We start from the raw sequence: 21,294 nt of genomic DNA, 5'->3' as shown, positions 1-21,294 counted from the left end.
GTGTTAGACTCGCGCCATCCGGCGGAGATAAAAACGCGACGTTAAGGAAGCGACACAATGCAGACACCGGCCCAGTGGTGGCGTGCACGGGGATGGGGTGGCCGTGCCCTGGCGATTCTCGCCGTGCTCTACGTGATCTACGTTCTGGTGGTGGGACTGCTGCTGCCCGGTTGGGTACGGGACCAGGCCCGCCAGCGGCTCGGCGAGTTGCTCGGCCGTGAGGTGACCCTGGAGCGGGTGGCGCTGAACCCCTTCACCCTGTCGGTGACCGCCGAGGGCTTTGCGGTGGCGGACCCGACCACCGACACCCTGGTGCGTTTCGACCGCCTGTATGTCAACGGCGAAATTTGGGCATCCCTGTTCCACTGGCGCCCCTGGGTGGGCCAGGTGGAACTCAAGGGGCTGCGCGCGCGGCTGCGCCGCGAGGCGGATGGCGCCCTGAATGTGGACGACATCATTGCCCGCCTGAGCAACCGGGACCAAACCGCCCAGCAAGGCGAGCCGCCCGCCGATGGGCAGGACGCCGGGCCGCCGGCCTTCACCGTGGGCCATCTGAGCGTGGACGATGGCGGCCTGGATCTGATCGATGCCGCCGGCGAGGAGGTGGTGACGGTGAGCCTGCCGCTGGCCTTCGTGGTGGAGGACCTGACCACCCGCGGCGTGGATAAGGACGACAACCGCTACAAGCTGCACGTGGAAGGCCCGGACGGCGGCACCCTGGACTGGGACGGCGGCTTCCAGGTCGAGCCCCTGGTGGTGGACGGCCGGCTGCGCATGGAGCGGGTGGATCTGGTGTCCTTCGCGCGGCTGCTGGAGCCCCATGTGCGCTTCAGCGTGCCCGCCGGGGTGCTGGCGCTGGGCGCCGACTATCGTTTCGCCAGCGGGCCCGGCGAGGGGCTCACCGTGGACAACGGCGAGCTGACCCTGACCGGCCTGCGCTTGCGCCCCCGGGGCGGTGACGAGGACAGCGTCACGCTGTCGGAGATGACCGTCAGCGGCGTCGCCGTGAACACCGCCGAGCGCCGCATCACGGTGCCTGAGGTGACGGTCACCGAACCGTCGGCGCGGGCGGTGCTCAGTGACCAGGGCCTGGACCTGGCCACCCTGTTCCTGCCGCCGGACCCGCAACGGGCGGAGCAGACCCGGGAGAAGGTCCGTGAGGAAGCCCGCCAGGCCGAGCAGAAGCTGCGGGAGGGCGAGGCGGACTGGCGCATTCGCCTGGACCGCTTCGCGGTCACCGGCGCCGCCGCCGTGTTCCGCGATACTACCCTGGCCAAGCCCCGGGAACTGACCCTCACCGACGGGGCGCTGACGGTCACCGATTTTCGTGTCGATGAAAAGGGCATGGGCTGGCAGTGGCAGGGCGACACCCGGGTGCTGGAGGAGGGCCAACTAAAGCATTCCGGCCAGGCCCATCTGGCGCCGCTGGATCTGAAAGCGGATCTCAAACTGCAAGGCCTGCCGCTGGCCACCCTGTCGCCCTGGGTGGAAGCGGCGCTGCCGGTCACCGTGCGCCAGGGCCATGCCGGCGGCGATCTGACGGTGACCGTGGCCGGCGACACGCCACGGGTCACGGTCACCGGCCGCGCCAGCGTCGAGCAGGGAGTACTGGAAGAAAATGGCCGCCGTTTCCTGTCGGTGGCCAACCTGAGCGCCGACGGCCTGAAGGTGGATACCGGCGCCGAAACCGTCACCCTGGACGGCCTGGCCGCCCGTGGCCTGGACATCCTGCACGTGATCGACAACCAGGGCCGGGGGCTGGCCACGCGGCTGGCCGGTAACGACGACGGCAAGGACCAGGGCGGCGCCTGGCGGGTACGGCTGGGCAAGGTGTCGGTGCGGGATTCCCGCATCGCCCACCGGGACCTGACCCTGTCCCCGGAGTATCAGGTGGTGGTGCAGGACTGGCAGGGCAGCATGGACGGCTTCGACAGTGCCGGCGGCCAGGCCCGCCTGGATACCCGTGGCGAGGTCAATGGCACCGCCACCCTGACCCTCAAGGGCACCGTGGACGCCAACCCCCTGGCCCTGGACCTGGACGGCACCCTCAAGGGCTATGGCATGGACACCCTGACCCCGTTCACCAGCCGCTACCTGGGCTTCGCCGTGGACAAGGGACAACTGAGCCTGGAATCCCGGATCGGCCTCAAGAACAACCGCCTGGACAGCACCACCGACGTGGCCGCCAACGATTTCTACCTGGGCAAACGGGTCCCCAGCGACCAGGCCATGGACGTGCCGGTGAAGCTGGGCCTGTCGGTGCTGCGCGACGGCTCCGGCATGATCCGCCTGCCGGTGAGCCTGTCCGGGGACCTGTCGGACCCGGACTTCAGCGTCAGCGGCGTGGTGCTGCGGGTGATCCGCAACGTGCTGGTGAAGGCGGCCACGGCGCCGTTCTCCATGCTGGCCGGCCTGCTCGGCGGCGGCGACGATGACCTGGACTACATTCCCTACCGGGCCGGCCAGGACCGCCCGGACCAGAACACCCGCCAGGCGCTGGGCAAGCTGGCGGACATTCTCAAGCAACGGCCGGCCATCACCCTGGTGCTCACTGGCCAGAGCAACGGCGACGACCGCCGCGCCCTGGGCGAGGCGGAGCTGGTGGATGATCTGGGTGGCCGCTGGCGGGGGCTGGACACCGCCCTGACCACCGAGGAGGGCCGCCGGCACATTCTCGATGCCTACCGGGAGCGGCTCCAGAAAGACCCGGGTACGCTGGACGCGGACCCACGGGAGCAGGCCCGCCAGGCCTGGCGGCTATTGCTGGAGCAGGCGGCGGAGCAGGTCGAGGGTGAGCGGCTGCGCGAACTGGCGCAACGGCGGGCGGAACAGGCCCGGGACCTGCTCACCGGCGAGCTGGGTCTGGCCGCGCAGCGCATCAAGCTGGAGGCGCCCCGGGTGGACGCGGAATACAGCGGCGTCGCCCTCGGCGCCGAGGGCCTTTGATGGCGGTGATCTGGGAACGGCAGGAGGACGGCGTGCACTATCAGGTGCGCCGTCGCGGCGCCCGGCTGCGCCTCTACGCCAACGGCGTGCAACACTCTGAATTTCACCCCAAAAGACTGGTCACCGGCAGTGTCTGGGACCTGCTGTGGCTGCCGGCGTTGCTGGGCGAGCCGGAACGCCTCAAGCGGGTGCTGATCCTGGGCCTGGGCGGCGGCTCACTGGTGCCGCCGCTGCGCGCCCTGCTGGCGCCGGAACGGCTGGTGGCGGTGGAACTGGACCCCCACCATCTGGCGGTGGCCCGGGAGGTGTTCTCGGTGGTCCAGCCCGGTGAGCAGACCGTGCTCGGCGACGCCGTGGCCTGGCTCCAGGCCTACGACGGCGAACCCTTCGACCTGATCATCGAGGACCTGTTCGCCCCCCACAACGACCAGGTCAGCCGGGCGGTGGACGCGGACCGGGACTGGGTGACCCTGTTGCAGCAGCACGTCAGCGACCACGGCACCCTGGTGATGAACTTCGGCGACTACCCGGAATACCGCCACAGCCACGCCGCCGACGCCGCTCGCATGGACGGCTGGGGCAGCCGCTTCCGGCTGTCCTGCTCGGACTGCCACAACGCGGTGATCGCTTTCACCCGCCAACCGGCGCGCAGCATCCACCTGCGCCGGCGATTGGAAAAGCACCCGGACCTGGGCAAGGCGCTCCGCAAAGGGAAGCTGGACTACCATATTCGGCAGTTGGATTGAGAGAGCGGTTGAAAGTTTAAAGTTAAAAGGTCGTGTCCGAACCGGCGCGCCGCGGCCTGCGGCCGGGAGAGGGGGGTTAAGCGCGACGCGGGCCTTACCGTGTGGCAAGGCCCGCGTCGCGTTTCAACTTTAAACTTTTAACTTTCAACTGCGCCGCGTTAGCGGCGCTTACCCGTACCGTTTCTCGTTAAGCGCCTGGATACGGTCATCCAACGGCGGGTGGGAGCGGAACAGGGCGGCCAGGCCGTGGCGCACGCCGCTGTTGATGCCGAAGGCCACCAGGGAGTCGGGCATCTGGTTGGGCACCTCGGATTCCGCTTTCAGGCGCTGCAGGGCGCTGATCATGTCGCGGCGGTCGGCCAGCTGGGCGCCGGCCACGTCGGCGCGGTATTCCCGGCGCCGGGAGAACCACATAACGATGGTGCTGGCGGCGATGCCGAAGATGATTTCCGCCACGAACACCACGATGTAATAGCCGAAGCCCAGGCCGCCGTTGCCGTCCCGGCGCAGGAAGCTGTCCACCACCGAGCCCACCACCCGGGCGGCGAAGATCACGAAGGTGTTCACCACCCCCTGGATCAGGCTCAGGGTGACCATGTCACCGTTGGCCACGTGGCCGATCTCGTGGGCCAGCACGGCGCGCGCTTCTTCCGGACGGAACCGCTGCAGCAGGCCCTGGGACACCGCCACCAGGGCGTCGTTCTTGTTCCAGCCGGTGGCGAAGGCGTTGGATTGCTGGGCCGGGAACACGCCCACCTCGGGCATTTTGATGCCGGCCTTGTCGGACAGCTCGCGGACCGTGTCCAGCAGCCACTTCTCGGCGTTGTTGGAGGGCTGTTTGATGGTCTGAACCCGCGCCGACCATTTCGCCATCGGCTTGGAGATCAGCAGCGATATGAACGAACCGGCGAAGCCGAACACGGCGCTGAAGATCAGCAGGTTACCCAGATCCAGGCCGGTACCGCTCTGCGCCAGATAGGAGTTCACGCCCAGCAGACTGAGGGTAATACTGGCGACCACGATCACCGCCAGGTTGGTGAGCAGAAACAGCGCGATGCGCATCATGCCGAAAATTCTCCCGCAAATGAAAAAAGCCAGTTCTCAAATGGGGGCGCGGCGGTTGTGTTCAAGCCCGGGCGCGGCGATACTCGCCGCCTTTGAGCCGTCCCCGATCCCGCATCATGTCCCCACTCTCCGTAGACCTGTTAACGCCGTTTCTGGTTCCCCCCGATGACGCCCGGCACCGTCTTTTTCACGGCCGTGGCAAGACCTTGCCGGGCTGGGAAGGGCTGACTCTTGACCGGTTTAAGCCGGTGCTGATGGCCACCCTGTTCGACGATTACCCTCGGGAAGTGCTGGAGGCCCTGGACGCGCGCCTGATCGCGGCGCTGCCGGCGCTGGGCTGCGACACCCTGATCCGTCAGCACCGCCACCGGCGCCCGGCGGAGACCCTCATCGTCCATGGCCAGCCACCGGCCACGCCCTGGGCGGAAGAGCAGGGGCTGCGCTACCGGCTGGATTTCGAGCGCGGCCAGAACCTCGGTTTCTTCGCCGACATGGCCCCGGGCCGGGCCTGGCTCCGTGAACGGGCCGCCGGCAAGCGGGTGCTGAACCTGTTCAGCTTCACCTGTGCCTTTTCCGTGGCGGCCCTGGCCGGCGGTGCCGAGGGGGTGGTCAATATCGACCTGTCGCGGCCGGCCCTGGCCCTGGGCCAGGCCAACCAGGAGGCCAACGGCTTCGGCGGCGCCGACGTGCACTACCTGCCGCACAATGTGTTCCGCAGCTGGAAAAAACTGCACAGCCTGGGACGCTACGACCTGATCGTGGTGGACCCGCCCAGCGCCCAGAAGGGCAGCTTCCAGGTGGAACGGGACTACGCCAAGGTGCTGCGCCGCCTGCCCAAGCTGCTGGCGCCGGAAGCCGAACTGCTGATATGCCTGAACGCGCCCTGGCTGGGCCGGGAATGGCTGGAAACGCTGGTCGCCGACAACCTCCCCGGCGCCACCCTGCAAGCCCAACTCCCCGGCGCCCCCGGTTTCGACGAAGCCGCCGAACCGGCGCTCAAGGCGTTGGCTTACGGGTACAGGAGAGAAGGGGAATAGGGTTCAAGCAGCAAGCTACAAGCTACAGGCTACAAGCAGGCCGGGTCGGCCGGGCGTTAGTTGAAAGTTAAAAGTTGAAAGTTAAAACGCGGGTGGAGCCGGAGCGAGCTGGACGGCCGTGCCCGCGTGCCGGGCGGCCGCAGGCCGCTGCACGGCCCCTCGGCCACGACCTTTCAACTTTTAACTTGTAACTTTCAACTGGCCATCGACCGGCAACCCGCCCCGGCTTGCAGCTTATTTCTTCCGAACCCGATCCAGATATTCGGCGATGCGGCCGATGGAGTCCTGCAGGTCGTCCAAACGCGGCAGGAACACTACCCGGAAATGGTCCGGGTTGGGCCAGTTGAAGGCGGTCCCTTGCACCACCAGCACTTTTTCCTGGCGCAGCAGGTCGAGCACGAAGGCTTCGTCGTCCTGGAACGGGAACACCTTGGGGTCCAGCCTGGGGAACAGGTACAGGGCCGATTTGGGCTTCACGCAGCTGACCCCGGGAATGCTGTCGAGCATCTCCCAGGCCTTGTCCCGCTGGCGGCCCAGGCGGCCGGTGGGCAGCACCAGGTCGCTGATGCTCTGGTAGCCGCCCAGGGCGGCCTGGATGGCGTGCTGGCTGGGCACGTTGGCGCACAGCCGCATGCTGGCCAGCATGTCCAGCCCCTCGATATAGCTTTCCGCCCGGTACTTGGCGCCGGAGATCACCATCCAGCCGGCGCGGAAGCCGGCGGCCCGGTAGTTCTTGGACAGGCCGTTGAAGGTGATGCACAGCAGGTCCTCGGCCATGGAGGCGATGGAGGTGTGCACCTCGTCGTCATAGAGGATCTTGTCGTAGATCTCGTCGGCGAAAATGATCAGGTTGTGTTCCCGGGCGATCTTCACCATCTCCGCCAGCAGGTCCGGATGGTAGTTGGCGCCGGTGGGATTGTTCGGGTTGATGATCACCAGCGCCTTGGTGCGGCTGGTGACCTTGGCGCGGATGTCGTCCAGGGCCGGCTGCCAGTCCTGCTGCTCGTCGCACAGGTAGTGCACCGGGTTGCCGCCGGACAGGCGCACGGCGGCGGTCCACAGCGGGTAGTCCGGCGCCGGCAGCAGCACTTCGTCGCCGTTGTTGAGCAGCGCCTGCATGGCCATCACGATCAGCTCGGAGACGCCGTTGCCGATGATGATGTCGTCCACCGTCACGTCGGCGATGCCCTTGGTCTGGGTATACTGCATCACCGCCTTGCGGGCCGGAAACAGCCCCTTGGAGTGGCAGTAGCCGGTGGAGTCGGGCAGGTTGTGGATCACGTCCTGGAGCAGTTCCTCCGGGGCCTCGAAACCGAACGGCGCCGGGTTGCCGATATTCAGCTTGATCACCCGGTGGCCTTCGTCCTCGAGGCGATGGGCCTCGCGCAGCACCGGTCCGCGGATGTCGTAGCAGACGTCGTGGAGTTTGTCCGATTTACTGACCGTGGTTTGCTTGCCGCTCATGAAGCTTGTCCGTCCTGGTCCGGGTAAAGACCGGGATTCTACAATGGCGTGAAAATACTGTATATGAAGCGGTCGGCGGATCGCGGCTGAAGCCGCTCCTACGGCTGGGTTTTGTAGGAGCGGCTTCAGCCGCGATCCACCAAGCACAGTGAAACACCCAAGAGGATAGCGATGATCGAATTCAGGGACCTGATGGCGCTGGCGGTGAACCGCAAGGGCGGCGTCAAGCAGGTGGAAGCCCAACTGCCGGCGGTGAAAACCCCGGCGCAATTGCGCAAGCCCGACGACGCTTTCTATTTCTCGGCCATGACCCGGCGCATCTTCCGCGCCGGGCTCACCCACGCCCTGGTGGACGCCCGCTGGCCGGCCTTCGAGGAAGCCTTTTTCGGCTTCGACCCGGAAAAGCTGGTGCTGATGCCGGACACCATGCTCGAGGACCGCATGCAGGACACCCGGCTGATCCGCCACTGGGGCAAGATGAAGGCGATCCGCCACAACGCCCGGCTGGTGCTGGACCTGCGCGAGGAATACGGCAGCGTGGGCAACTGGCTGGCGGACTGGCCGGCGGAGGACACCGTGGGCATATGGATGCTGCTGAAGAAACGCGGCCGGCAACTGGGCGGCAACTCCGGCGCCGCCTTTCTGCGCATGGTCGGCCGTGACACCTGGTACCCCACCGGCGACGTGGTGGCGGCGCTGAAGAGCCACAACATTATCGACAAGGCGCCCAGCAGCCAACGGGACCAGCGCGCCGCCCAGGCGGCGTTCAATGCCTGGCAGGCGGAGTCCGGCCGGCCCCAGGCGCACATCAGCAAGATTCTGGCGTTCACGGTGGGGTAGGGCGCCCGGCGAGGCGGGGCCCGCACCTTTGCTCTTTGTTCCTTGACGCGCGCCGCCGGGAATAGGAACATAAATAAGAATTATTCACCTTTAGTGCTTGGAACCCGGATTCATGACCCTCCCTCCCTGGCGCCTCCTGGGCGTCCTCTTGTTGTCATCCCTTTTCGTATTGAGCCCGGCTTCCCGGGCAGCGGACCAGACCGCCCTGGTACAGCTGGTGGAGTACGTGGGCGCGGATTACATCAATGCGGTGCAGGACGGCGAGATCGTCAGCGAGGCGGAATACGCCGAGATGGACGAGTTCAGCGCGCTGCTCAGCGAGGGCATCGCGGCGTTGCCCGAGGCCGACGGCAAGGACACCCTGCTGCGCCAGGCCCGTGAGCTGGAAGCGGCGGTGGACAACAAAGCCCCGGAAGCACGCATTCAGGGGCTGGCGCAGAAGATTCGCGGCTCCCTGGTGGACGTGTACGGCCTGCCGGTGGTGCCCAAGCAGGCGCCGGACATGGCCGCCGCCGAACAGCTCTACCAGAGCCATTGTCTTGCCTGCCACGGGCGGGAGGGCTACGGCGATGGCCCCGCCGGGGCCAGCCTGGAACCGGCACCCACGGATTTCCATGAACGCGCCCGCTACATGGGCCGCTCGCTGCTGGGCCTGTACACCACCATCACCGGTGGCGTGGATGGCACCGGCATGGCCGCCTACCAGGAGACCCTGAGCGACGCGGACCGCTGGGCGCTGGCCTTCTACGTGGGCAGCATGGCGGTGGACCAGGAAGAAGCGGCCGCCGGCCAGCAGGCCCTGGCCGACAACCCGGAACTGAAAACCGACATGTCCCTGGACACGGTGATCGCCAAGGCCCCCGCCGACGCCCGTGACGCCTACGGCGACGACGCCCTGGCGGCGATGGGCTATCTGCGCAGCGAGCCCGCTGCCCTGTTCAGCCAGAACCGGTTCGTGGAAATCAGCGCCGCCAAGCTGCGCGAGGCCGATGAAGCCTATGCCGCCGGTGACCGGGCCGCCGCCCGCTCGGCGGCGCTGTCCGCCTACCTGGACGGCTTCGAGATGCTGGAATCGCAGATCGCCGCCCTGGACAGTGGCCTGATGCGCGACACCGAACGGAAATTCATGGCGGTGCGGGAAGCGATCCAGGAAGGTGACCCCGCCGATGAGGTGAGCGCCCGTATCGCCGATGCCCTGGAAGGTCTCGGGCAGGCCGCCGATGCCCTGGGCGGCGACGGCCTGAATGCCGCCGCCACCTTCTCCGCCAGTTTCTTCATCCTGTTCCGCGAGGGCCTGGAAGCATTGCTGATCGTGGCCGCGCTGCTCACCTTCACTCGCAAGGCCGGCGCCACCTCCGCCACCCGCCATATTCACTTTGGCTGGTTCGCGGCGATTCTCGCCGGCATCGCCACCTGGTTTGCCGCCTCCACGGTGATCAATTTCAGCGGCGCCTCCCGGGAGATGACCGAAGGGGTGGCCGGCCTGGTGGCGGCGGTGATCCTGTTCTACGTGGGCTTCTGGATGCACAGCAATTCCAACAGCCAGAAGTGGCTGGGCTACCTGAAGGGCAAGGTGGACACCGCCCTGGGCAGCGGCACCGTGTGGACCCTGACCTTCGTGGCATTCATTTCCGTGTACCGGGAAATGTTCGAAACCATCCTGTTCTATCAGGCTCTGTGGACCCAGGTCACCGAGGCCACCCAGCCGTTCCTGCTGTACGGCATGGGAGCCGCCCTGGTGGCGCTGGCGGTGGTGTGCGTGCTGATCTTCCGCCTTGGCATGAAGCTGCCCCTGGGCCTGTTCTTCAAGGCCACCAGCCTGGTGCTGCTGGTGCTGTCGGTGATCCTGCTCGGCAAGGGCATCGCCGCCCTGCAGGAAGCCGGCATGCTCAACAGCAACTACCTGCCCGGCTGGCCGACCCTGGAGTGGGTGGGCTTCTTCCCGACCCTGCAGGGCGCCCTGGCCCAGGCGGTGGCGGTGGTGCTCGCCGTGCTGGCTTGGTGGCGCTCCGGGCGGAGCGCCGCCCGCGCCTAGCGGGTATCGCGGCTGAAGCCGCTCCTACACCAGTCTTACCCTGTAGGAGCGGCTTCAGCCGCGATAAACGCGATAACCGCGATCCACGCTTGTCATTAACCCCTGGGCGGGTAGGCTGGGAACTCCCCGACCCGGATCGCACCCCATGCCCCGCATCGCCGCCAATCTGACCCTGCTGTTCAACCAGCATCCCTTCCTGGAGCGGCCCGCCGCCGCGGCGGCGGCGGGCTTCCAGGGGGTGGAGTGCCTGTTTCCCTACCAGTGGCCCGCCGAGGACCTGCGCGCGGCGCTGGATGCCGCCGGTCTGCCGCTGGTGCTGTTCAACCTGCCGCCCGGCGACTGGGGGGCCGGCGAGCGCGGGTTGGCCGGGCTGCCGGGCCGGGAAGCGGAGTTCCGTGACGGCCTGGCCCGGGCGCTGGATTACGCCCGGGTGCTGGACTGCCCGCGGCTGCATTGCATGGCCGGCATCCCCGGCGACCGGGTGGACCCGCACCGCGCTTTCGATACCCTGGTGGCGAATCTCTCCGAGGCGGCGGCGCTGTGCGCCCGGCACGACCGGATGCTGACCGTGGAACCGATCAACAGCCGGCTGGACATGCCCGGCTATCTGTTGGATACCCCGGCCCGGGCCCGCGCGGTGATCGAGGCGGTGGGGCATCCCGCCGTGCGTCTGCAATACGACCTCTACCACGCCCGGGTGATGGGCGAGGACCTGTTCGCCTCCCTGGCCGACTGTTTGCCGCTGATCGAACACGTACAGTTCGCCGATTACCCCGGCCGCCACCAGCCGGGCAGCGGCACGCTGCCGCTGGCGGCGCTGTTGGCCCATCTGGACGCCCTGGGCTACACCGGCTGGGCCAGCGCCGAGTACTTTCCGCTGGACGACGCCGACGGTGGCCTGGACTGGCTGGCGAACCTTCGCGGCGAGGCGGGGTCCCTTACTGAGTAGCTATGAGGAGAAGTGGATTGATTAGAAGCTGGGGCGGCAAGATCATCGTCGGCCTGTTGGGCATGCTGGTGGGCGGGCCCATTGGCCTGATCGTCGGCCTGCTGGTGGGGCATTTTCTGGACCGTGGCGTGGAGCGTTTGCGCGCGTTCAATCCGTTCCGGCCCTATGCCCCCGGTGAAAAGGAAGCGCTCCAGGATGCCCTGTTCTCGGCGGCGTTTTCGATCATGGGGCACCTGGCCAAGGCCGACGGCCAGGTCAGCAAGGAGGAACTCGGCGCCGCCCAGGCGGTAATGACGCGCATGGGTCTGGACGAAGAGCAGCGCCGTCGGGCCCGGGACGCGTTCCGCAGCGGCAAGGAAGAGGGTTTCCCCCTGGACGACACGGTGGCGGCGTTCCGTGACAAGACCCGCGAGCGCCGTCATATGGTGATGGTGCTGCTGGAATTTCTGATACAGATGGCCCTGGCCGACGGTGAGCTGGACCCCCGGGAAGAGCGCATCCTGTTCCGGGTGGCGGAAGGCCTGGGCATACCGGAAGCGCAGTTCCGGCAGATTCTCAACATGATGCTGGCCCAGGCCCGTTTCAGCTGGGCCGGTGCTGGTGCCGGCGCCGGCGCTGGCGGCGGGGCCGCCGCCGACCGTTCGCGGCCGTCGCTGAGCCAGGCCTACCAGGTGCTCGGCGTCAGCGAGTCCGCCTCCGACCAGGAGGTGAAGAAAGCCTACCGTCGGCTGATGAGCGAGAATCACCCGGACAAGATGGCCGCCCGGGGCGTGCCGGAAGAAATGATCCGGGTGGCCACGGAGAAGACCGCGGAAATCAGCAAGGCCTATGACATGATCAAGGAATCGCGCGGTTTTCATTGAACCGCCCGGTCGCCAATAGTAGCTTGAATTCGAGTGTTTCGAGGAGGAAATAACCGCCATGCTTGGAGAATCCCACAGCATCCACCATGAGTTCCCCGAACACCACGCGCGCATCGACGCGCTGATGAGGGATCACCCCGAGTTCCATGCCCAGGTCGAGGAACACGACCGGCTGGACAAGAAGATTCGCGGGCTGGAAATGCGCGAGAGCCCGGTCGCCGACCAGGACATGGAGGCCATGAAAGCGGAACGGCTGCGCCTTAAGGACGCCATTCTGCGACGCCTAGGCGCTGGCTAACTGTCACGGATTCGTAGGAGCGACTTCAGTCGCGATGAAGATGGCACCTGATCGCGACTGAAGTCGCTCCTACGAATCGGTGAAGTGAACCGGGACCTTTAAAAGCCGCCGGGCCGCCCCAACCTTGAGAGGCAATCATGCCGGCTCGGGAGGCCCAATGACCGCCTATTCGATTCTTGATCTTGTTCCGATCCTGCGCGGTGGCGACGCCGGTCAGGCGTTGCGCAATTCGCTGGATCTGGCCCGCCACGCGGAGCAGTGGGGCTATACCCGCTACTGGGTGGCGGAACACCACAACATGCCCGGGGTGGCCAGCGCCGCCACCAGCCTGGTGGTCGGACATATCGCCGCCGGCACCCAGCGCATCCGCGTCGGGTCCGGCGGCGTGATGCTGCCCAACCACGCGCCCCTGGTGGTCGCCGAGCAGTTCGGCACCCTGGAGGCGTTGTTCCCCGGCCGCATCGACCTGGGCCTGGGCCGCGCGCCGGGCACCGATATGGAAACCGCCCGCGCCCTGCGCCGGGACCTGAACAGTAACGCCATGGAATTCCCCCGGGACGTGGCTGAGCTGCAGGGCTATCTGGACGACCCGACCCCGGACCAGCGGGTGCGGGCGGTGCCCGGCGCCGGCAGCAAGGTGCCCCTGTGGCTGCTCGGCTCCAGCCTGTTCAGCGCCCGGCTGGCGGCGCAAATGGGGCTGCCGTTCGCGTTCGCGTCCCATTTCGCGCCGGAGTCCTTGGAAGAGGCGCTGCACGTTTACCGCACCCACTTCCAGCCCTCCGAGCAGCTCGACAAACCCCATGCCGCCGCCGGCATCAGCGTGTTCGCCGCCGACAGCGACGAGGAGGGCGCCTACCTGGCCACCTCCATGCAGCAGCAATTCATGAACCTGCGCCGGGGCCGCCCGGGGCCGTTGCCGCCGCCGGTGGAGAACATGGACGAGTTGTGGTCGCCGATGGAAGCTCACGGCGTGCGTCAGGCGATGAAATACGCCATGATCGGTGCACGGGATACGGTGATGCAGGGCCTGAGGGCTTTCCGCGACCATACCGGCGTGGACGAGCTGATCATCACCGGCGGTATTTTCGATCACGATAAACGACTGCGCTCGTTCGACATCGCCGCGCAGCTTTGCCGGGAGCTCTAGGCGCCGGCAAGGCGCGATCTGCCCGGAACCACCAGAACATCCGGCCGGCGTGACGCGACAGCGTGAACAGGCCCGAGGGAGTACCCGTTCTTGATGTTACCGGGAACACGGCCACCGATCCGGTGGCCAGCATGGATGTGGATGTTGGTTTTGCTGCTGGCGATGCCGTGGTCGCCGCCGGCGGCGGCGTCACCGGTGCAGCTGGGGCCGGATCTGCCGTACACGGTGGTCACCGACCCGGCCGGCGAGGCTACCCCGGAATCGGTGTTGCCGGCGCTGCGCAAAGGCGCGCCCCAGCACCATATTTTTTCCCGTGGCTATACACGGGACACCTTCTGGCTGCGCTTCACGCTGCCGCCGCAACGGGTCGCCGGTGGTGAACACTGGCTGGAACTGAAGCCCAGTTTCATCGACGACGTGCGCCTGTTCCTGCGCCCGCTGGGCAGTGACGGCCCGTGGCGCCTGCGGCGCGCCGGCGATACCTACGATGGTCCCATCGGCGACGTCGATCACCGTTTCCCCCTGTTCGTGCTGCCGCCCAACGACACCGGCTATGAAATCCTGGTGCGGGTGGCCAGCACCAGTGCCGTGCTGTTGCAGATGAAGCTGTGGGAGCCCCGGGAATTCGTGCCGGCGGCCACCTGGGAAACCGGTTTCTGGAGCTTCTATTTCGGTCTCGCCGCGCTGTCCACCCTGCTGGCCGTGGTGCTGGCGCTGGTGTTGCGCAGCCGGTTGCTGTGGTCGGTGACCGCGATCTCCGTGGCCTACGTGCTGGTGGCCTGTGTGCAGGGCTATGTGGCCTGGCTGATACCGGTGGTGGGCCGTACCCTGCAGCATTACCTGACCAGTGTGTTGACCCTGTCTTCCTACGCCTTGTTGCTGTGGCTGGCCTCGGAAGCGCTGCAACTGAGGCAGCGGCTGCCCTGGGCCCATCGTCTGCTGATGGCCACCTGCGGGGTGGTGGGGCTGCTGGTGCTGAGCGTGCCCCTGGACCTGTACGGCAGCGCCATCCATATCCAGAGCCTGGTCTATCTGAGCACCTCGGCGGTGTTCGTGGCCGCCTGTGGCTATGTGTGGTGGAAGGACCGCTTCCGGTTGTCCAGCGTGCTGCTCGGCCTGGGCCCGTTGATTTGCATGGTCGCCAGTCTGTTCGGCCTGTTTTCCGCGTTGGGCTGGATTCCTTTCCACGAGCAGATCTATGTGGTCTGGCAGTACTCCATGATCGTGAACATGCTGCTGGTCACCGGCCTGGCGGTCTATCAAATGCGCGTCAATCACCTGCAGGAGCAGGAGACCCGCCAATTGGCGCGGGCCCTGGAGGTGGAACGGGAGGCGCGTTTCAACCAGCGCCAGTTCATGGGGCTGGTGGCCCACGAATTTCGCACACCGCTGGCGATCATCGCCGCCAGCTTGCAGAATCTACGCTATCTGGGCGTATCCGACCCCCGTCAGGTGAGCCGCTACGATAAGATCGGCCGGGCCACCGACCGGCTGGTGCAGCTCACCGACAACTGCCTGGCGGATGCCCGGCTGGATGCCAGTGAACTGTGGCTGGACCGGCGTCGGGTGTGCCTGCTGGAGCTGGTCACCGAGGCGGCGTCGTTGGTGCGGCCGGCCGGCCACAGCTGGACACTGACGTTGGAGGGGCGCGCGCCCAGCAGCGTGCAGCAGCCCGCCTGGCTGGACCCGGCGATGATGCGCATCGCCCTGTCCAATGTGATCGACAATGCGGTGAAATACGGCGACGGCGGCCCCCGGGTGGACGTGAGCCGGCGCGGCGATTTCTGGTGCATCGCCATCCGTGACCAGGGCCCGGGCATCCCCGAGGAGCGGGTGGCGGAAGTGTTCGAGCGCTACCGGCGCGGCTCCCGCTCGGAGCAACGCAGCGACCGTCGCGGCGTGGGCCTGGGATTGTACGTGAGCCGCCAGATCGCGCGGGCCCACGGCGGCGATCTGATACTGGCCGAAAACGACGCCCGGGGCTGCTGTTTTCTGTTCACCTTACCGCTGTTACCGGAGGACTCATCCGTTTGATGGACGCGCACACACCCAGGCTCGCCATTATCGAGGACAACGACGACCTGCGTGAGGAATTGCTGTTTTTTCTGCGCCACAACGGCTATGCCGCCTGGGGCGCCGACAGCGCCGAAACGTTCTGGAAGCAGTTGCACCGCAAGCCGGTGGACATGGTGCTGATCGATCTGGGCCTGCCCGGCGAGGACGGTTTCGGGGTGGTCGAATACCTCAATGAACTGCAAGGCTATGGCATCGTGATCATTACCGCCAACGGCGGCCAGCGGCAAAAACTGCGGGCGCTGAACCTGGGCGCCGATCTGTTCATGGTCAAGCCTTTGAATTTTTCCGAGCTACACCGCGCCCTGGAAAACCTGGCCCAGCGGCTGGCCCAGGAGGCCGCCCCGGAGTCGCGCCAGGAGCGCCACGGCGATGGCTCCGAGGGCTGGCGCCTGGACGCCGCCGCCGGCCGTCTGAACGGCCCCGGCGAGAGCCATCTGGATCTCTCCCAGCAGGAAACCGCGTTGCTGAAAATTCTGCTGCGCGGCACCCACCAGGTATTCAACAAGGCCGCGCTGCACGATCTGATGTTCACCCATGCGCCGCACCCGGATACCCATCGCATCGATGTGATACTCAGCCGGCTGCGGCGTAAGGCCCGCGAGCGGGGCATCGATCTGCCGATTCGCTCGATCTTTGGCAAAGGCGTGGTGTTCACCGGCACCGTGCGGGACGGCTGAGAGAGTTGAGAGTATTGAGACTGACACCCCGGCGCCGGACGGCGGATACTCATGCTCGGTACGGGTGTGTGATTGCGCCGCCCGTGTTGCATGGGGGCGAAGGCGTGATAAGGGGTAGCGTCTCGCCAGTGGTGGTGGTGCGGGATGCGCCGCTACCGGGACTGGCGACGCCGCGGGGGGCGGCGTCGCCGGTGGTGGTAAGGCCCCGGCGCTGACCGGCCGATCTCGCCCTGGCCGCCGAGGGCTTCCTAAAGACTGTTCGCCGGCCGCCGTTGCGGGCGCCCGTTGGCCTTGTTCAGACACCAGCTCTGGCGATCCCCGTCGATGGGCACGCCGCCCACCCAGCGCCGTGGCGGATGGGTATCCAGCCAGTTCTGATGACCGCTCAGCACCGCGTGGCCATGGTCGGTAATGGCCAGCTCCCGGTCCTGCCAGGGCAGGTCGTCATCGCCGTGCCAGCGCAGCACCGGTGAGGTGCCGCCGAGCAGCGGCCGCAGCATCCAGTGGAACAGGCTGTCGCCCAGGTAGGGCAGCGGCTCCCGCTCCAGCATCAGATCCCGGAAAATCTCACCGGCGGGTTTGGGCCCGCGCTCCGCCACCAGCTGCACGATCAACTGCTCACTGAGACCCAGGCCGGTTTCCTCGTCGGGCAGCTCCAGCAAATGGCGGCGCAGGGCCCGGCCCAGCATCGGCAGTGCCGGCGTATTGCGCTGGGTAAGCCGGTCCAGGGCCTCCGGGGTCTCGTCGCTGATCGATCGCCAGGCCCGGCGGCCCAGCACCAGCAGGGTCTCCTCCACCGGCTTGCGGCGCTCCCACAGCCAGCCCAGCACCTCCGGCGCCAGCTGCCCCAGGCCGACGAAGCGGCGCACCCCGGGGATCGCGTCGGTGGCCACCAGCTCCAGGCGCACCCGTGGCCAGCGGCGGCCGAAGTGATCCAGCACATAGGCCAGAATCAATTGGTCGTAGCTGTCGTGCTCGAACCACAGCACCACCCGTTCCTCGACACCCACTTCACCCAGTTCCCGGTACTCCCGACGTTGACGCTCCAGGGTCTGGTCCGGGTTCAGGTTCAGGGCCTCGGCGAGAAACCGGGAGCGTTCCTCCACGAAATGATCGTCACTGGACGGCCGTTGCACCGGGCCCACGCAAAACGGATCGGCGAAGGTCAGGCAGCGGCCGTGCAGTCCGCAGCGCGGCAGGGCCTCGCGCAGATCGTCGCCGCAGCGGATATGCACGGTGCTTTGTTCACCATCCACCAGGTCGCCGCCACGGCGTTCGGCGGCGTCCAGTTCAGCCACGTACTGCTCGAAACTCCGCCAGCCGGTAAAGCCCATCTCCCGGGCCACGGTGTGGAGGGCGTCCTTCATCTCCAGGGGCGTGCTTGCGGACGAAGTCCGGTGCAACGCCAGGCGGGCCTGGGCTCGGCCGTCGCCGTTGCGCGCCGTATCAAAAAGACGTCGCGCGTCCTCCACCGGATCGTCCAGACGAAAACGACCGTTACTGAGCGGCTCGCTTCCCTCAACGGTTACCGATGGCGTCATGGTGCCTCCCTGTGGGCCGCCGACTGGGCAGCAGCATTCAATGTGCTGAACACAGTTGATCATGAGCGCGTGGGAGTCAATCAAGGACGGGCGCGTAACGGCCGCCAGGGACCTGTTTTTATAAAGCTTTTACCCCGGCCGTCGGGAATCGCGCCTTGGCCGGTGGTGGCGCGGGGGAAGAGGGCGCTTCAGTGGCCGGCGTAGCTGTCGATCACGCGGCGGTATTGGCTGGGGGCCGCGCCGATATGTTGCTGGAAGAAACGGGTGAAATGGCCCTGCTCGGAAAAGCCCAGATCCTCGGCGAGCTGGCCGAGGGTGCCGTTGCGTTCCGTCTCCAGCCAATCGAAGGCGCATCGCATGCGGGTGTCATTGAGCATCAGCATCGGTGACATGCCGGTGTCGCGGCGGAACAGGGTGAAGAAGTGGGCGCGGGACAGGTTGGCGGCGCGGGCGGCGTTGTTCAGACAGTCCGGATCGTTGAAATGGGTGCGTAGATAATCGCAGGCCCGGCGAATGCGGGTGTCCTGGAAACCGAGCCGGGAACCGGCCCCCAGGCGGCGCAGCTGGCGCCACTCGGAGTGGTCCTCGATCAGCTCGATCAGAAAGTCGAACAGCAGCGATTCGATGCGCTCCCTGGGCACCAGCCCCGGCGAATAGGCCTCGGCGATCAGCAGGTCCGCCAGGCGCCGGTTCTTGCTGTTCAGCTCGATGCCGGATTGGGTGAAAAAGCCCGGGTGGGCGCTCAGCGCCAGGGAATGCTGGATGTCCGCCAGCCAGGGCGGCTCGATATAGAGCGCCAGGATCTGGGTGGGGCCGGCGCCGTCCTGGTGGTCGTAGAAATGCGGCTGCCAGGCGTTGACCAGCACCGCCTGGCGGTCGGTGAGCGGTACCCGGCGTCCATTGACGTTGAAGAAGGTGTCGGCGCCGGCGGCTTTTACCAGCACGTGGCACTCATGGTGGGAGTGGGTCACCAGGGTGTGGTCCATGTCGAGCAGGGCGACCCGGCCGAACGAACCGTGAAAGACGCGTTGTGCAATGGACATGGTCGGCTTCCTCCGGGGCCCGTTGACCCTACAGTTGGTCTCGTGACTTGCCGCGATAGACGCGCAGCACGTCGGCCATCACCGCCAGCGCGATCTCCGCCGGCGTCTTGCTGCCCAGGTTGAGGCCGATGGGCATCTGGATGCGGGCAATCTCCTGGTCGCTCAGCCCGCCGATGCGGCGCAGCCGTTCGGCGCGCCGCTCGGAGGTGCGCAGCGAGCCCATGGCGCCGATATAGAACGCCGGGGTGCGCACCGCCTCCATCATCGCCAGGTCGTCGATGCGCGGGTCGTGGGTCAGGGCCACCACCGCGGTGGTGTCGTGGCAGCCGCCCTCGGCGATGAATTCCGAGGGCATCACCGGCCGCACCTCGACGCCGGCGGCCAGTACGCCCTGTTTGTCTTCGCGGGGGTCGCAGACGATCACCTCGCAACCCAGTTCCACCGCGAAGCTGGCGCACACCCGCGCCACCGGCGACACGCCGGCCAGCAGCAACCGCAACACCGGGCCGACGCGGATCTCCACCCGCTCGCCGAGCAGCCGCGCGGCCTCGCCGCCCTGGTCCGCGCCCAGGGTCAGGGCGCCACTGCTCAGATCGATGTGGCGCACCCGACGGTGTTGCCCCAGCAGGGTGTAGCGCAGGGTGGTCAAATGATCGATCCAGTCCGCGCCGGGCACCCGGTGTTCCACCAGCACCTGCAGGCTGCCGCCGCAGGGCAGTTCCAGTCGCTGGCGCTCGTCCTCGGTTTCGCCGTAGCGCACCACCTGGGCCGGGGCCGGGAAATCGCCCCGCGCCAGGCCCTCGAGAAACTCCTCTTCCACGCAACCGCCGGACAGCGAGCCCACCTGGGCACCGTCGCCCCGCGCCACCAGCATGGCGCCGGGGGAACGGGGTGCCGAACCGTAGGTGGACAGCACCGTGCACAGCCACACCGGATGGCCGTCGCTGGCCCAGGACAGGGCCTGTTCGATCACCTGAAGATCAAGAGGCTGCATGGTCGTCGTCCGCCGGGCCGGTATCGGAACTGGCGCCGGTGCCGGTGTCGTTCTCGCGCCAGCGGCGCACGATGCCCAGTTCGATATCGAACAGGTCCAGCACCCGGCCCAGGCTGTGGTCGACCATCTCGTCCAGGGTTTTCGGCAGCGCGTAGAAGGCCGGCACCGGCGGCGCGATGATGGCGCCCAGCTCGGTGAGGTCGGTCATGGTGCGCAGATGGTTCCGGTGCAGCGGTGTCTCGCGCACCATCAGCGCCAGCCGCCGCCGCTCCTTGAGCACCACATCGGCGGCGCGGGTCAGCAGGGTGGAGGTGACACCGCTGGCGATCTCCGACATGGAGCGCATGGAGCAGGGCGCCACGATCATGCCCAGGGTCTTGAACGAGCCGCTGGCGATGGCCGCGCCGATGTCCTGATTGGCGTAGCACACCGAAGCCATCGGCTTCAGATCCGACAGCGACAGGCCGGTTTCGTGGGCCACGGTGATCAGCGCGGACTTGCTGACCACCAGATGGGTCTCGATGGGGGTATCGCGCAGCAACTCCAGCAGACGCACGCCGTAGATGGCGCCGGACGCGCCGGAGATGCCAATGATCAATCGTTGGGGGCGGGTGTTAACCGAGTTCATGGTCGGGATCCTGGCTGGCGCCTTCCTTGTAGAAATGAATGGCGTTAAGACCGGTGGCAAGGGTCTTGCCGATGATGTCGACGAACAGATGGGCGGCCGGCGTCAGCGGGCGCCGGCTGTCGTGCACGCAAACCATGCGCCGGGTCAGGCCGGGCCGGTCCAGCGGGTAGCCGCGCAGGGCGCCTTCTTCCAGGCCCTGGCGCAGTACCGTGGCGGGCAGCACGCTGACGTAATCGCTGCGGCGTAGAAAACTCTCGATCACGGTGAGGTCATCCAGCTCCAGCTGCGGCGTCACCTCCAGACCCAGGGAAGCGAGCGTCTGATCGATGACGATGCGCAGACCGTGCAGCCGGGACGGCAGCACCAGCTTCATATCGCGCAGGGCGGCCAGTGGTACCGGCGCGGGCACCCGCAGCCGGTTGGCGGCGCCGGTGGCCACCAGCAGTTCCTCGTCCACCAGGTCGATGCGATTGAGCCGCTCCTGCTGGAAACTCTGGTTGATCACCGCGAAGTCCAGATCCCCGGCCAGCACCCGGTCGATCAGGTTCTGGCTGTAGCCGTAGCTGACCTGCAGCTCCACGTTCGGGTGGTGCTCGACGAAATAGGCCAGGGTACTGGCCAGGGCCTGGTTGGCCGCCGAGGCGATCAGCCCGGCGTTGATGCGGCCGCTGATCTCGCCGTTGCGATGAATCAGAGTCTGCCGGGCCTCCAGCAGATCACCGAGCAGCGGCATGAACAGGCGGTAGGCCTGTTCGCCGGCCTCGGTGGGGATCATGCCCTTGGAGGTGCGCTCGAACAGGGCCTGGCCCAGCTCCTCCTCCAGCTTGGAGATCTGCATGGACAACGCCGGCTGCACGATATTGAGGCGCTGGGCGGCACGGGTCACCGAACCCTCCTCGTACAGACAGGTGAAGTACTTCAGCTGGCGTAGCTCCATGGCGGCCT

At 67.0% G+C, this 21,294-nt stretch carries 18 protein-coding genes; 11 read left to right on the top strand and 7 right to left on the bottom strand.

Features of this window, described 5'->3' with window-relative positions:
• Nucleotides 1-57: 57 nt before the first annotated feature.
• Entirely contained in the window at nucleotides 58-2,946 is a 2,889-nt protein-coding gene (locus FGS76_RS07350; protein WP_138771971.1) for a DUF748 domain-containing protein, read from the top strand.
• Complete coding sequence (locus tag FGS76_RS07345) at nucleotides 2,946-3,692, top strand: spermine/spermidine synthase domain-containing protein (protein WP_138771970.1); 747 nt, start codon at nucleotides 2,946-2,948, stop codon at nucleotides 3,690-3,692. Before FGS76_RS07350 ends, FGS76_RS07345 begins: the two co-directional genes overlap by 1 nt.
• A 168-nt stretch (nucleotides 3,693-3,860) precedes the next feature.
• Here FGS76_RS07345 and htpX read toward each other — a convergent pair whose 3' ends face one another.
• Nucleotides 3,861-4,757, bottom strand: a complete 897-nt coding sequence (gene htpX, locus FGS76_RS07340; RefSeq protein ID WP_138771969.1) for a protease HtpX — start codon at nucleotides 4,755-4,757, stop codon at nucleotides 3,861-3,863.
• 116 nt (nucleotides 4,758-4,873) lie between these two features.
• Between htpX and FGS76_RS07335 the strand changes: the two genes are divergently transcribed.
• Nucleotides 4,874-5,794, top strand: a complete 921-nt coding sequence (locus FGS76_RS07335) for a class I SAM-dependent methyltransferase (RefSeq protein WP_138771968.1) — start codon at nucleotides 4,874-4,876, stop codon at nucleotides 5,792-5,794.
• A gap of 234 nt (nucleotides 5,795-6,028) precedes the next feature.
• Here FGS76_RS07335 and FGS76_RS07330 read toward each other — a convergent pair whose 3' ends face one another.
• Nucleotides 6,029-7,258: a pyridoxal phosphate-dependent aminotransferase gene (locus tag FGS76_RS07330; protein ID WP_138771967.1), complete on the bottom strand. Its 1,230-nt coding sequence runs from the start codon at nucleotides 7,256-7,258 to the stop codon at nucleotides 6,029-6,031.
• 171 nt (nucleotides 7,259-7,429) lie between these two features.
• On the opposite strand from FGS76_RS07330, the gene FGS76_RS07325 reads away from it, so the two are divergent.
• The 8 genes from FGS76_RS07325 (at nucleotide 7,430) to FGS76_RS07290 (ending at nucleotide 16,143) form a co-directional block, all read left to right on the top strand.
• Nucleotides 7,430-8,098, top strand: coding sequence for a DNA-3-methyladenine glycosylase I (locus FGS76_RS07325; RefSeq protein ID WP_138771966.1), 669 nt, complete (start codon nucleotides 7,430-7,432; stop codon nucleotides 8,096-8,098).
• A 148-nt stretch (nucleotides 8,099-8,246) separates the two neighbouring features.
• The gene (locus FGS76_RS07320; RefSeq protein WP_240692454.1) at nucleotides 8,247-10,133 is read left to right on the top strand and encodes an FTR1 family protein; all 1,887 of its coding nucleotides are present in this window, start codon (nucleotides 8,247-8,249) and stop codon (nucleotides 10,131-10,133) included.
• 145 nt (nucleotides 10,134-10,278) lie between these two features.
• On the top strand, nucleotides 10,279-11,082 hold the full coding sequence (locus tag FGS76_RS07315; protein ID WP_138771964.1) for a hydroxypyruvate isomerase family protein: 804 nt from the start codon (nucleotides 10,279-10,281) through the stop codon (nucleotides 11,080-11,082).
• 17 nt (nucleotides 11,083-11,099) lie between these two features.
• Nucleotides 11,100-11,945 carry a co-chaperone DjlA gene (gene djlA, locus FGS76_RS07310; RefSeq protein ID WP_240692453.1) on the top strand — a complete coding sequence of 282 codons (846 nt, stop codon included), beginning with the start codon at nucleotides 11,100-11,102 and terminating at the stop codon, nucleotides 11,943-11,945.
• A gap of 58 nt (nucleotides 11,946-12,003) precedes the next feature.
• Nucleotides 12,004-12,243, top strand: a complete 240-nt coding sequence (locus FGS76_RS07305; RefSeq protein WP_138771962.1) for an HP1242/YdcH family protein — start codon at nucleotides 12,004-12,006, stop codon at nucleotides 12,241-12,243.
• Between the two features lie 157 nt (nucleotides 12,244-12,400).
• Nucleotides 12,401-13,390 (top strand): LLM class flavin-dependent oxidoreductase, encoded by a 990-nt coding sequence (locus FGS76_RS07300; protein WP_138771961.1) that lies wholly within the window; start codon nucleotides 12,401-12,403, stop codon nucleotides 13,388-13,390.
• A 135-nt stretch (nucleotides 13,391-13,525) separates the two neighbouring features.
• Complete coding sequence (locus tag FGS76_RS07295) at nucleotides 13,526-15,424, top strand: sensor histidine kinase (RefSeq protein ID WP_170214421.1); 1,899 nt, start codon at nucleotides 13,526-13,528, stop codon at nucleotides 15,422-15,424.
• Complete coding sequence (locus tag FGS76_RS07290; protein ID WP_138771959.1) at nucleotides 15,424-16,143, top strand: response regulator transcription factor; 720 nt, start codon at nucleotides 15,424-15,426, stop codon at nucleotides 16,141-16,143. Before FGS76_RS07295 ends, FGS76_RS07290 begins: the two co-directional genes overlap by 1 nt.
• Before the next feature lie 248 nt (nucleotides 16,144-16,391).
• On the opposite strand, the gene FGS76_RS07285 is transcribed toward FGS76_RS07290, so the two are convergent.
• The 5 genes from FGS76_RS07285 to FGS76_RS07265 all read right to left on the bottom strand — a co-directional run bounded on the left by FGS76_RS07285 (nucleotide 16,392) and on the right by FGS76_RS07265 (nucleotide 21,286).
• Complete coding sequence (locus tag FGS76_RS07285; protein WP_170214420.1) at nucleotides 16,392-17,684, bottom strand: DUF1835 domain-containing protein; 1,293 nt, start codon at nucleotides 17,682-17,684, stop codon at nucleotides 16,392-16,394.
• A gap of 188 nt (nucleotides 17,685-17,872) precedes the next feature.
• A complete protein-coding gene (locus FGS76_RS07280; RefSeq protein WP_138771957.1) occupies nucleotides 17,873-18,727 on the bottom strand; it encodes a helix-turn-helix transcriptional regulator in 855 nt (284 codons plus the stop codon).
• A 28-nt stretch (nucleotides 18,728-18,755) separates the two neighbouring features.
• On the bottom strand, nucleotides 18,756-19,721 hold the full coding sequence (locus FGS76_RS07275) for an XdhC family protein (RefSeq protein WP_138771956.1): 966 nt from the start codon (nucleotides 19,719-19,721) through the stop codon (nucleotides 18,756-18,758).
• On the bottom strand, nucleotides 19,708-20,349 hold the full coding sequence (locus FGS76_RS07270) for a UbiX family flavin prenyltransferase (RefSeq protein ID WP_138771955.1): 642 nt from the start codon (nucleotides 20,347-20,349) through the stop codon (nucleotides 19,708-19,710). The genes FGS76_RS07275 and FGS76_RS07270 overlap by 14 nt, the downstream gene beginning before the upstream one ends.
• On the bottom strand, nucleotides 20,336-21,286 hold the full coding sequence (locus tag FGS76_RS07265; protein WP_138771954.1) for a LysR family transcriptional regulator: 951 nt from the start codon (nucleotides 21,284-21,286) through the stop codon (nucleotides 20,336-20,338). Before FGS76_RS07265 ends, FGS76_RS07270 begins: the two co-directional genes overlap by 14 nt.
• Nucleotides 21,287-21,294: the final 8 nt, after the last annotated feature.

The organism is Alloalcanivorax gelatiniphagus, from assembly GCF_005938655.1.
Taxonomy (GTDB): domain Bacteria; phylum Pseudomonadota; class Gammaproteobacteria; order Pseudomonadales; family Alcanivoracaceae; genus Alloalcanivorax; species Alloalcanivorax gelatiniphagus.
The sequence above is the reverse complement of the archived record's forward strand: the minus strand, read 5'-3'. Positions and strand labels throughout refer to the sequence as shown.